Raw genomic sequence first — 12,063 nt, 5'->3', positions numbered from 1 at the left:
ATTATTTCAGATACGTCAGCAGCGGCGTTAAACCTTTCCGCCCCGTGGCCGATACGCAGAAAAGCGGATCTGCGCCGGCCTGCTTTAATTGATAAATAATAAATTCCCGCTGTTTTTCACTTACCGGAATATCCATCTTGGTGATGATGCCGATAACCGGTTTATTAAACAGGGTGGCAAACATGGGTGAGAAATAACCATTTTCACTGTCAAGGTTTTGCACCAGCCCCACCACGTCGGCTTCATAGGCGCTGGAGAGCAGCGCATTATAGAAATGGCGGTGCTCGATATATTCTCCGGGGCTGTCGATGGCGTCGTCCAAATAGACCATTGACTGGGTTTTCCGGTACACCAGCGGCTCGCCGCGTAAACACTGCAATAAGGTGGTTTTCCCCGACCGGCTCGGTCCCAGCAGCAGCAAACGTTTCATTCCTCAGGTCCGGGTCAGTGGGCAGGGCGTGAATTTCATTACGTCCCCCAGGGTATATATCACCTGCTTTAGGGCATACTCCACTGACGAGACGTCGCCGCAAATAATCACCGCGCCGGTAAACCTATCGATAAAGCCGATTTTTACCGCGCCGGACTTGGTGGCGATATCGCTGGCAATAATCGACCCTTCGCTGGGTGTGATGGTAAGAATACCGATGGCATCGTCATCTTCATTCAGGCCGAGCTTTTTATAAATATCTTTATTGGGATTGGCGATTAAATGCGCCAGCGTGATTTGTTTGCCGGGGACATATTCCTGAATCACGCGTTCGGTTTTACCATCGGTATTCATGTTGGCCTGCTTTTGAGCTAAACAACGGCGTCTATTATCGCCTCGATATCCCTGTCCGCTACCGGACGCGGATTGGTGGCAAGGGTAGCGTCATGTAATGCCGCGCTTACCATCGCCGGCCTGGCGAGGCGTATTTTTTCACTCCCCAGTGATAAGGCGCTTAACGACGGGGCAATGCCGATTTCGCGTTTCATCTGGGCGATGTGATTGAGTAACTGCTGCAAGGCGGCCCGGTCGTCGCTTTGCCAGGGCGCCAGCGCGCATAACCGGGACAGGCGGGCATATTTTTTCGTCGCCCGGGTATCCCGGCTGTTAAAGCGGATCACCTCGGTTAACAGCAATGCATTGGCCAAGCCGTGCGCCACGTGCAGCTGGCCGCCGAACTGGTGGGCGATGGCATGGGTCATGCCCAGCCCGGCCTGGCTGAACGCCATGCCGGCCAACGTAGCGGCGTTGTGCATCCTTTCCCGTGATGGCAGGCAATCTCCCTTGCGGCAGGCGGCGGGCAAAAAATGGAACACCAGTTGGGCGGCCTTTTCCGCCAGCGCATCGCTGAAATCGCTGGCGCCGGTGGAGACATAGGCTTCGATGGCGTGGGTCAGGACGTCCATGCCGGTATTGGCGGTCACTGACTGAGGCACCGATACCGTCAATTGGGGGTCCAGCAGGGCGATATCGGGATAAATCCCCTCGTCGAACAGCGGATATTTTACCCCCAGCGCCGGATCGCTTATCACGCTGGCGCTGCTAACGTCAGAGCCGGTGCCGCTGGTGGTGGGAATCGCGATAAAAGTTTCAATGGTGATGCCCAGCTTGCGGCCGAAAAAGACCATGGCTTTGGCGGCGTCAATGGCGGAGCCGCCGCCGAAACCTATCACCACCTGCGGTTTGATGGCCTGCAGCAGGCTGATTCCCGCCACCACCGTGGTGATGGGGGGATCGGGCATGATATCGCTGAACAGGCTGACCCGATCGGCGTCCAGATGCGCCGTCAGGCGCGTTATGGCGTCGCTCCGGGCCAGGAACGCGTCGCACACCACCCAGACGTCCTTGCCGCGATACCGCTCCAACTGGTCCAGGCTGTCGGTGCCGCTGTAGACCCGCGTTGGGATCCAAAAACGTTTCATGGCTTTACCTTTTTTGCTCAACGTATGGCCCTCAACGGATTGAAAACGCGTTGGTGAGGACGCAGCGGCGGTGGCGGGCGAAATTGCGCGCCGACGTGGTGCCTTCGCCGGTAGGCGTGGCGATGGTGAAGGTAGTGAAACCTTCGGCGCCGACGCCGATCCCGGCATAGGAGGGACCGTTTTTGACAAATATCGAGGTTTGCAGCAGCCGTGCCGCTTTATTCAGGCGCGAGACGTTTTGCGAATGCATGGTGGCGGTATGGTGCAGGCCGCCTTCAACCTTCAGCGCCAATTGCAGTCCGGCGTCGAAATCCCGTACCCGAACCATCGGCAGGATCGGCATCAGTTGCTCCACCATTACCAGCGGGTCATCGGCGGGCACTTCCGCCAGCAGCAGGCGCGGCGCTTTATCCGGCACCGGCAGCCCGGCCATTTTCAATAATGCCGCGGGGCTTTTTCCCACCGCCGCTTTATTGGCGTGATCGTCGATGATGGCCAGCCGGCGCAGCTTATCGATGTTTTCGCCGCCGGTTATCAGCATGGCGCCGCATTTTTGCATTTCCGCCAGCAGCGCATTGGCCACGCTTTCCACCACAATCAGGCTTTTTTCGGCGGTGCAGGGCAGATTGTAATCAAACGACGCGCCGCTGACGATATCCTGGGCGGCTTTATCGATAACCGCGGTTTCGTCCACCAGGCTCGGCGGATTGCCGGCGCCGGCGCCGATAGTCTTTTTGCCGCTGTGCAGCGCCATATTGACGATGCCGGGACCGCCGGTAACGGCCAGCAGGGCGATGTCGGGGTGTTTCATCATTTGCTGCGTCGACTCGAAGCCCGGTTCGCGCAGGCAGGTCACCAGGTTATGAATACCGCAGGCAGTGAACATAATGGCTTCAATTTGTTCAATGAGCCACAACGATACATTTTTGGCGCCGGGGTGCGGGCTGAAAAAAACGGTGTTGCCGGCCGCCAGCATGCTGATACAGTTATTGATGATGGTTTCGGTGGGGTTGGTGCTGGGGGCTACCGCGCCAATGACGCCGAACGGCGAATATTCGAACAGCACCATGCCTTCATCGCCGGTAAACGCGGTGGTCACCAGGTCCTCAACGCCAGGGGTGTTTTCCAGCGCTGCGCGGTTTTTCAGCAGCTTATCCTCCACCTTGCCCATGCCGGTCTCCTCGGCGCCGCGTTCCGCCAGCGCTTGCAGATGGGGCGCCAGTTCGCGGCGCAGGGCGGCTATCACCGCGCTGCGGGTTTTCAGCGGACATTGCTGATAGGTGAGAAAAGCGGCACGGGCGGCGCCTACCGCCTGATCCACATCATCGAACAGCGCCGAGGTAGTATTATCCCGCCGGGCGGGTTCGAGCTTTTCGCTCAGGATGGTCCGGATCAGCGTTTCCAGTTCATTGCTATTCATTACTCTTTCCCCACATGACATTGCGTGATGGCCCGTTGGGCGATTTGCCGGTCCTGGTCGACGGTTCCGCCGCTGATGCCCAGCCCGCCCACCAGCCGGCCGGCGCGATAGAGCGGATAGCCGCCGCCGAAGGTGACAATCTTGCCGCCCATCGAGGCTTCCAGTTGATAAAGCGCGGCCCCCGGCTGTACCGCCGGAGCGAGATTGTGGGTGGCGGTTTTCAGCGCCACGGCGCTAAAGGCCTTTTTCGGCGCCAGCTCCAGCGAGGCCAGCAGCGCATCGGGCATACGATAGGTCATAACCTGATTGCCGTGGGGATCGACGATGGATATCACCACCGCCACCGCCAGCTCCCGCGCCGCGTCCAGGACCGCCCGCATCAGACCGTGCACCAGGGCGAAATCAGGACCATCCGATGTGCTCAGAGGAGCAGACGGCGGCAGCGGACTGCTTTGCTCAATGAGATAGCGGCTTTTCGTGCCGGATTGCGATGTGTCGTGATGCCGGGCATTCGGCCAGGCGATAACGTCACTTTCCAGAAAGGTCCCCGGTTTGTCGCGACGCCATGAACTTTCTCCATCGGCAATGGTTTGTTCAACGCCGGCCGCCGCCAGATAGCGCCGCATCACTTCGCCGATGACCGCCTCGTTTTTTCCGTTTTGATCTTCGCTGCGCGCCAGGGCGTAGAGGCAATCCGACAGCCGGTTAAGGTAGCGCAGCACTTCAGGGCGGATCGTCGCCTCGTCCGCCAACCGCGCCACCAGCCGCTCCGCCCGCCGCGCCACGGTGCGGGCCAAATGAAGCTGGCTGCCCGCCGGCGTATCGCCGGGCAAGACAAAACCGCTCACCGGCGGCAGCGCCGTCATGCAGCGATCGATAGTGTGTTCCAGCCGCTCGATGTGCTCGGCGCCGATACGCTGCACCACGGCGTTCCGTTGCTCCGGCTGGGCGTCCGCCAGTTCGGCCCCCAGCCAGAACAGCTGATGTTGTATCTCCAGCACCCGTTGCCGGTTGAGCGGATCCTCCATCTGCCGGGCGGCCACGCTCAGGCAGGCGTTAAGCTCGTCCACCGTGCCGTAGGCCTCAACCCGCGGGTGATACTTTTTCAGCCGCTGCCCGCCGATAAGGGATGTGGTGCCGTTATCGCCGGTTTTGGTATAAATGCTCATGCCAGCTCCTTATACCTCGTTAAGGAACAAAACTGTCGATGATGCCGACAATGGCCAAATCGATGGCCTGGTTCGGTTCGGCAAAAACCCACCGCGCCGAGGCGCCGCGCGCCACCAGCACGATCTCGCCTTCCCCGGCGCCGACGGAATCCACCGCCACTTCCTGTTGGTAGATGCCGGCGGGAGAGGAACCGTCTGCGTTGACCGGTTCGATCACCATCAATTTCTTGCCCAGCAGCGAAGGGGATTTCTGGGTCGAGACCACCGAGCCGATAACGCGCGCCAATTGCATGTTTACTCCTGCCTGTAAAGTTGAAGACCTCGTTTAGCTGCCTCGTCCCTGGCCAGCGCGGTAAGCAGCACGGCGCGGGCCAGCACCAGATAACCCGGCGACAGGGCTGCGATATCGGCGTAGCCGGCCACCCGGCGGGCCAGTAAATGCACCGCCATGCCGTCAGCGGTGCAATAACGCAGCGGCAGGCGCGCCAATCCGCTTACCGGCAGCCGGCCGAATTCTGCCGGATCGAGCTCCAGGGTTACGATTAAACCGCAACGCCAGGCCTGGCGCAGCACGTCCATGGCCGCGTCCTCTTCCGTGCCGGCGGCCAGCCGGCGCAAAAAAGCCGCTGTGGTGTGCGTGACGCGCAGACGGGCATGGCCCAGGGGGGCGTCATCCGACCACTCCCGCGCCAGCGACGCCAAGGTGAGCACCAGTTCGGCGTGCCGACGCAACTGCAAACGGGCTATCACCCGCGCCACGCACTCCGCTATCCATTGCTCCCGCGCCGGCCCGGCATCCGTGCCCGGCGTAGCATCCTGCCGCTGCATCAGTTCGGCGGCCATGCTCAGCGCTCCACCAGCACCGCCGATGCGCCGGCGGCACCGGCATCCGCCGCGTTCGCCTCGTCGGTGTCGATATGCATTTCAAGCGCATATGCTCGCCCACCCGAATCGCCACGTCGTCGAATATCAGCCCGCGGCCGGTTCCACGCAGCGCAACCCGCACCTGATCACCTTGTTTGACGCCGAACAGCAGCGCATCCAGGGGCGACATATGGATATGCCGTTGCGCCACGATGACGCCATGGGGCAATGCCATTTCGCCGCTGGCGCTCACCAGCCGGATGCCGGGGTATCCTGTAAGTCGCCGGACAACCGCAGCAGAGCGTCAAGGCCCAGCAAACGGGCATCGGTGCGGGAAATTTCCACCTGCGACCTGCCGCGCAGCGGGCCGAGAATACGCACATTTTTTAGCTGGCCTTTGGGGCCCACCAGGTCAACCACCTGTTCGGAGGCGAACTGGCCCGGCTGATACAAATCCTTTTTGAAAATCAGGGGACGGCCTGGAAATAAATGCTCGTAATCCTCAAGGGATAAATGCAAATGCCGGTTCGAGATGCCCAGCGGTATGGGCCGCCGTTGCATATCGAGCAGTACGTTTTCCACCAGAGACCGCAGTTCCAGGGTTTCCATCACAGGTCGCCTCTTTGCGCATGGTGAAGCGCATAGTGAAGACATGCCCCGCGGGGTTCGCCTTTACGCCGCGTACACGCCGGGTCATGACATAGATTACAGCCGGCCGCCGGCGCGGGAATGGCCGCCGACTCGCTGTGGGCCGGCGCCGGCCCTGGCGGCGACGGTTCGGTATCGCCGGTCTCCTGTTCCGAAACCGCGGATGCGCCCTTGGGCGCTATCCAGCTCGCCAGAGCGGCGGCGGGGCGGGCAATCACCCGGTCCGCCCCCCAGCCGTGCTCAAGGCGGGCCAGCGCCGCGCCGTCCGTAATGGCCGCCTTGACCGAGGCCACGTCGCCGGTCACGCTCACCAGCATCCAGCCGGAGCCGTTGGTTCTCTCGATGCCGGTTATCTTGACGTCGGCCGCTTTGACCATGCGGTCCGCCGCCTTGACCGCCAGCGCCAGGCCGGCGACTTCAAGTAAACCCAGGGAGGTTTTCATACCGCCGCCTCCGGCTTATTCACCCGATACCGGAGCGGATTTCGGCAGGAAACCCTCCACGTCCGAATGGGGCCGGGGAATAACGTGGGTGGAAATAACGTTGCCCACGCCCTCCGCCGCCGCCGCGCCCGCATCCACCGCCGCCTTGACCGCGCCGACATCGCCGCGCACCATGACCGTGACCAGGCCCGATCCGATCTTCTCATAGCCCACCAGTTGAACATTGGCCGATTTGACCATGGCATCCGCCGCCACAATGGCGCCCACCAGACCTTTGGTTTCGATTAGTCCCAACGCGTTATTCATCACTTCTCTCCTGTTTAGGGCGACGCAAAAAAGGCGTGTTGCCCGGTATTATTTGAACGGTAGACCTTTCACCAGCCGCGCCGCATTGCAGCCCAGCCGGCGGATTTCCTCCGCCGGGCGGCTTGGATACCGCGTCAGCACAAACAGCGGCTGGTGGGCGGGCAAATGGGGATCGTGCACCGCGATATCTTCCGTGCCCACTGCGATGCCCACCGACAGCGGTGAAACCGATGCGGCCAGATGGGCCCGATCCGCCAGCGGCATAGCCTGCTGGTCCATGTCGTTGATGACGAAAGGAATACCTTCTTCCTCCATGCCCAGCAGCAGTTGCCGCCACCCCGGCCGTTTTGCCGCCGTATCGGCCAGCAGCAAAATGGCCGGCCGGGTCATTTCAGTCAGGCTCATGACGCGCCTTCCCGGTTCCAGGACAGTACCAAACCGGTGGCGACGGCATTGCGCGGTCCTTCCGTGCCGCGAACATTGCCGCGACCCGCCACCAGGGCGTAGCGGGCCAGCGCGTCGGTTATCAACTGCGGGATCTCGAAATCCAGCGACGACCCGCCCACCAGCACCACAAAGGGAATATCGCGGATATTACCGGTGGGGCTGACCTGGGCCAGCGCCCGCAGGGCATTGGTGACAAACACCCGCTCCTTGGCGGCGCGGCGCACCAGCCGGACCTTTTCCAGCGCCATATCACCGGGCAGGGGCACCAACCCGTCCTCCTTGACCACCACCACCCGGGCGAACACCGCCGGGGGCAGGGCGGTATCGAAGAACTGCACGCTGCCGTCCTCATGGCGGATATGAAACAGGCTCTCCACTTTGGCCAGGGGGGATTTTTTGATGTCCTCCGCCAGTTGGCGCTGTTCCAGCCCCAGCTCCGAATCGATTAGCAGCGTTACCATGTCTCCGGCCCCCGCCAGATGGGTAGCGACGATGCGGCGGTCGCCATTGATAATCGAGGCATCGGTAGAGCCGGCGCCTAAATCAAGAATAGCCAGGGGCGGCCGGGTGCCCGGGGTGGTCAGCGCGCCGAGGATGGCCGCTTCCGCCTCCGCGCCGCCGCGGGCGACGCGTACTCCGGTTTGGCCTTGCAGCGCACGGGCGATATCCTCCATTTGCAGGCGATCCGATTTCACCATCGCGGCGATGCCCACCGCCTGTTCCATAAAAAACTCCCCCGCCAGACCGCCCTTGACGTTCACCGGCACAAAGGTATCCACCGCCAGCAGGTCCTGGATAGCTATCGCCGCCGGCTCTTTATTGGTCAGTTCCGCCATGGTCTGGCGCACCTGCTCCAGCATGCCGCCGATATGGGTGCCGGATTCGCCGCCGGCATTGTCGAGCCTGCCGAGGGCGGACACCGCGCTCATGATTTTTTCCGCCCCCTGGTGAACGTCGATGCGGATTATGCGGTTACCGGCATACAGCTCCAGGTGCCCGGCCGGAATGGTGCGCGCCTTGACATCGCCCTTGGGGGTTTTCACCACCACCGCCGAGCGGGTGCCGATTAACGAGCGGGCTACCGGTACGATGGCGCGGGTTTCGTCGGCGGTGAGATTAAAGACGGTAGCGATGCCATAAGGATTGGAAAGCTGGGTAATCACCTTGCCCTGGGCCGCCACTTCCACCGCCGCCGGCATGCCCAGCGGGACCCTGTCGATATGCAGCACTTCGTCCACGATGGGCAGGGGTTTATCCAGCCGGTTGCTCACCAGTACGCCGTCATCCCGTTGCAGTATCGCCGCGGTAATCCGGAAACCGGCCTTTACCGCCGCGTTGATCATGGCGGCGATATCGGCGAAATCCAGCTCGGCCGGTGCGACAACGATATAGGGCTGGTCCGGGGTACGGGACAGCAGTTCGCCGAAGCCAATGGTAATGCCGGCGCCGAGGCCCAGCCCGCCGGGGGTTTTCGGGTTATGGCCTATCATGGTGGATTCGGTTATCACGGTTTCGGTGATGGTTTCCATCGCCACATCGCCGATTACCGGCGTCGCTTCGTTCAGCCTGATGGTGCTCACATCCCCCAGGGCTATGCCGGCCTGCGCCACCACGCTGTTCAGCGCTTGCAAAATGCCCGACAGGTTGCGTTTGGTGCCTTTGATCCCGGTGGTCTGGGTCAATGAACTGGCGATAAAGCGGGGCTCCCGCCGGGGAGACTTTAGCCAGCGCCGCCTCGGTGGACGAGTTGCCGATATCCACACCTACGATATAAACCATGAGTCGCTCCGCCCGCCGGTCATCCTGTCGTTAAAAATCTGTAGTTGAAGATCTGTCGTTGGTGATCTGTGGTTAATCGTCGCCTTTCAGCTTTTGCGCTGGACATAAAGTTCGGCGGCTTCACGCACGAAACCGGCGCAGATGGCGGCGTTATAGCGGCTCTCCAGCTCATCGGCGATAGCCAGCAGTTCTTCTTTACTGGAACGGAAAGGGCGCAAAGCATTGTAGATTTCCAGCACCAGCTCATCCGGCACCGCGGTAAGCTCGGCGGCGCGTTCAAAGTTCATTGCCAGCAAACCACGGCCGGCGGCGCGGGCGATATCCGCCTGGATGCGGAGTATTTCCGGCGTAATGCGCACGTCCTGGGCCGTGACCTTCCCGCTCAGCACGCCTTCAAGGGTCAAATCGTCCAGGGTTTTGCCGCTGGCGGTTTTTACCCACTCCGGATGTTTATTCGCCAGCGGATAGTCCGCCCCGCCGGCGCGAACGCGGCCCGCCGTGGTGGGGACCGCCGCCTCGGGCGCCGTATCCTGGCTGTTCATGCGCGCCAGCACGTCGCGCACCAGGGTTTCAATTGCTTGTGCATTCATCGTCGTTACCTTTATTCGCTCCCGCCGGGAGCGGTCCACGTTGAGACAGGTGACATGGCGGCGTTCAGAGCGCGACGCGCAGTTCCTGCGGCTGTTTACCCGTCACTACATATTTGGTTTCTTTGATATGCAGCACCGCCGACTTGGCCTGGTATTTGGGCCGGGCCATCTGATCGTTGAGGGTCGGCACCGGATCAGGCGATTCGCCTTTGGCATAGCGGGCGGCGTTTTTACCGATCAGGCGATAGGTTTCCAGCGTCAGCAGCGGCGCCTGGGGAAACAGCTCCAGATTCGACAGCGGCGGCAGGCCGCGCTGATGGATAACCGTGGTGCCTTTGGACTGAATGCCCACCGAGATACCGGAGCCGCTGAGCCGATTGCCTTCCACCGCCACAAAGGCCACGTCGGAGGATTTAAAGCAGCGGATGATCCGGGCGCGGATCCCTTCTTCCTCAATGCCGGCAATCAGCTCCCGCAGAATCCGCTGGTGCGGCACGCCGGTGATATTGGTGGTTTGCGACAGGCCGAACGCCGGTCCGACGGCGATGACCACTTCATCCTTGCGGGCGCCGGGTTTGGCGTCGCCGATGACGGTTAAAAAGCCGTTGGGCTGTTTATCGCCGGGAATGTTGTCGCCGGGAATGCCGTTAGCGGTGATACTGTTGCCTGCGGCGCCTCTGGAGGCGCCGGCGGCAGGGCCGTTTCCGGCGGCGGGCGAGGGCGCAAAGGAGATAGGGTTGTCCCCGGTCTGCATCTGGTTTAATACGTCGCCGATGATCTGCCGCAACAGCGTTTCGTTAATTTCCATTATGGCCGCCTTTTAGCCCAATTCGTTGGGATCGAGCGCATTGGGAATGTTTTTGATCTCTTCCCACCGCGCGCCTTCCAAACGGTATCCGGTGGCCGGACCCGCATAATCGTTGATATCGTTCACCGCCGACCGCACCTGGCCCTTGCCGATGATGATGGCCGAGGTGTGTAAATAGTCGCCGGCGATCTTGGCCTTTTGCATATCCAGCACGCTTTGCGCCACATCGGGGAAACCGTTCTCCGCCAGGGCTTTCACCACTTCCAGGCTGGTGCGGTTCTTTTCGATGATTTCCTGGGCGAACTTGATGTCTTCCACCTTATTGCGCGGCGGCATATCTTTTGAGCCGTGGGCATAGGTGGCGGCGGTGACTTCCTCATCGGTAATGGGCGGCAGGCCCATGCCGGCAAATACCGCCTGCAGCGCCCGCGCCGCTTTATTGCGGATGGCCACCGTCTCGTCTTCCCGCACCGGCCGCAGGCCGCCGTCCACCTTCAAGTCCCGCTGGAGGATGTTGTAGTCATCGAAATCCTCCGCGTCTTCATTGGAACCGGCGAACATATTGTCGTAGTTCGGCACGGCGGAATAACCGGAGGAGATAAAGTCGGTTCCCGGCAGGAACTGCATCAGCAGACGGGCGGTACGGCGCATGTCGGAGTGGGTAAAGGTCTGGTCGTTGCTGGACGCGCATTCCAAATCAAGAGAAGAACAAATCAGGTTCTCCGCCAACACCGCCCTTATGCCCGAGGGCACCGCGGACGGAATACCGATACAGCTGACCGAACCGTTTTGCAGCCCCTGCACGCCGGCGGCGCGGGTGATGAAAATACAGCGCGCCTCCAGATACAGCATGGATTTGCCCTCGGCGTAGCCCATTTGCACTTCCGAGCCGGAGCCGGAGGTAAAGCGCATTTTCAAACCGCGGGAGGCATAAGAAGAGGCCAGGAAGCCTTTTGACCACGGCGTGTCGTCGCCGTCGGTGAATACCGGTTCGGTACCGTAGACGGAAATGGTTTCCGCATAACAGGTATGGCCCAGCATGCCCAGCTTCAGTTCGGTGGCTTCCTCCAGCGAGCATTGCGTCAATACGCCGGGACGGCCCACTTGCGAGCCTACCAGCAGCGCGATGGCGTTAAACGGCGCGTAGCGCGCCACCGCCACGGTGGTTTCCTGTTCATCGAAACCGCGGAACGCGCCTTCAGCGGCGTCAGCGGCGATTTGTACCGGGTTATCCTGAATATTGGTCACGTGGGCTTGTTGCGACGGAGTACGGCGAGCACGCATTTTCTGCATCGACATCATCATTTCCACCACGTTCATTTGCGACATCACTTCGACGATTTTTGCCGGCGTCATGGCGGTGGTGAGCGGAATGATATCCCCACGCGATATATTCGGATCGCACAGCATCTTGGCCAGTTTCACCGAGTCCATCGCCATGACTTCTTCGGCGCGGGGCAGGTTGATGCCGTAGTTGGCGATAAAATGATCAATCAGATCAAACTGCTCGCGAGGCTTACCGTCCAGTTCGGTGATTTTGCCGTTGACTATCTTGATGGACGGCTTGGGATCGTTGGGGCTTTCCATGGCTATAAAGCCTTCTTCCACCCACTCTTTGACGAATCCGTCCTGGTTAACCGGCCGTTTCGCCAATGCTTCAAATCGCTTGGATTTCATG

Annotated in this window: 12 protein-coding genes and 3 pseudogenes; all 15 read right to left on the bottom strand. The window is 61.0% G+C overall.

Annotation, left to right across the window (positions count from 1 at the left end):
• Position 1 precedes the first annotated feature (1 nt).
• Positions 2-430 (bottom strand): EutP/PduV family microcompartment system protein, encoded by a 429-nt coding sequence (locus tag GTU79_RS14985; protein WP_132921488.1) that lies wholly within the window; start codon positions 428-430, stop codon positions 2-4.
• A 3-nt stretch (positions 431-433) separates the two neighbouring features.
• On the bottom strand, positions 434-784 hold the full coding sequence (eutS, locus tag GTU79_RS14980; RefSeq protein WP_132921489.1) for an ethanolamine utilization microcompartment protein EutS: 351 nt from the start codon (positions 782-784) through the stop codon (positions 434-436).
• Positions 785-801: 17 nt separating this feature from the next.
• Positions 802-1,911: a 1-propanol dehydrogenase PduQ gene (locus GTU79_RS14975; RefSeq protein WP_203521346.1), complete on the bottom strand. Its 1,110-nt coding sequence runs from the start codon at positions 1,909-1,911 to the stop codon at positions 802-804.
• A 31-nt stretch (positions 1,912-1,942) separates the two neighbouring features.
• Entirely contained in the window at positions 1,943-3,331 is a 1,389-nt protein-coding gene (locus GTU79_RS14970) for an aldehyde dehydrogenase family protein (protein WP_203521347.1), read from the bottom strand.
• Positions 3,331-4,500: a cob(I)yrinic acid a,c-diamide adenosyltransferase gene (locus tag GTU79_RS31130; protein ID WP_203521348.1), complete on the bottom strand. Its 1,170-nt coding sequence runs from the start codon at positions 4,498-4,500 to the stop codon at positions 3,331-3,333. Before GTU79_RS31130 ends, GTU79_RS14970 begins: the two co-directional genes overlap by 1 nt.
• Positions 4,501-4,519: 19 nt before the next feature.
• The gene (locus GTU79_RS14960; RefSeq protein ID WP_132921493.1) at positions 4,520-4,792 is read right to left on the bottom strand and encodes a EutN/CcmL family microcompartment protein; all 273 of its coding nucleotides are present in this window, start codon (positions 4,790-4,792) and stop codon (positions 4,520-4,522) included.
• Between the two features lie 2 nt (positions 4,793-4,794).
• Entirely contained in the window at positions 4,795-5,343 is a 549-nt protein-coding gene (gene pduM, locus GTU79_RS14955; RefSeq protein ID WP_132921494.1) for a PduM family microcompartment protein, read from the bottom strand.
• Between the two features lie 2 nt (positions 5,344-5,345).
• Positions 5,346-5,973 (bottom strand): annotated as a pseudogene (pduL, locus tag GTU79_RS14950) (phosphate propanoyltransferase).
• On the bottom strand, positions 5,973-6,455 hold the full coding sequence (locus GTU79_RS14945; protein ID WP_214514115.1) for a BMC domain-containing protein: 483 nt from the start codon (positions 6,453-6,455) through the stop codon (positions 5,973-5,975). The pseudogene pduL and the gene GTU79_RS14945 overlap by 1 nt, the downstream one beginning before the upstream one ends.
• A gap of 15 nt (positions 6,456-6,470) precedes the next feature.
• Positions 6,471-6,761, bottom strand: coding sequence for a propanediol utilization microcompartment protein PduA (pduA, locus tag GTU79_RS14940; protein WP_132921497.1), 291 nt, complete (start codon positions 6,759-6,761; stop codon positions 6,471-6,473).
• A 48-nt stretch (positions 6,762-6,809) separates the two neighbouring features.
• Positions 6,810-7,166, bottom strand: coding sequence for a glycerol dehydratase reactivase beta/small subunit family protein (locus GTU79_RS14935; RefSeq protein WP_203521350.1), 357 nt, complete (start codon positions 7,164-7,166; stop codon positions 6,810-6,812).
• Positions 7,163-8,987: pseudogene (locus GTU79_RS14930) on the bottom strand (diol dehydratase reactivase subunit alpha). Before GTU79_RS14930 ends, GTU79_RS14935 begins: the two are co-directional and overlap by 4 nt.
• Before the next feature lie 72 nt (positions 8,988-9,059).
• Positions 9,060-9,577: pseudogene (gene pduE / locus GTU79_RS14925) on the bottom strand (propanediol dehydratase small subunit PduE).
• 64 nt (positions 9,578-9,641) lie between these two features.
• The gene (locus GTU79_RS14920) at positions 9,642-10,385 is read right to left on the bottom strand and encodes a propanediol/glycerol family dehydratase medium subunit (protein ID WP_203521352.1); all 744 of its coding nucleotides are present in this window, start codon (positions 10,383-10,385) and stop codon (positions 9,642-9,644) included.
• 12 nt (positions 10,386-10,397) lie between these two features.
• Positions 10,398-12,062 carry a propanediol dehydratase large subunit PduC gene (gene pduC, locus GTU79_RS14915; RefSeq protein WP_132921502.1) on the bottom strand — a complete coding sequence of 555 codons (1,665 nt, stop codon included), beginning with the start codon at positions 12,060-12,062 and terminating at the stop codon, positions 10,398-10,400.
• Position 12,063 lies beyond the last annotated feature (1 nt).

It is taken from the genome of Sodalis ligni, from assembly GCF_016865525.2.
Classification (GTDB): Bacteria; Pseudomonadota; Gammaproteobacteria; order Enterobacterales; family Enterobacteriaceae; genus Acerihabitans; species Acerihabitans ligni.
The sequence above is the reverse complement of the archived record's forward strand: the minus strand, read 5'-3'. Positions and strand labels throughout refer to the sequence as shown.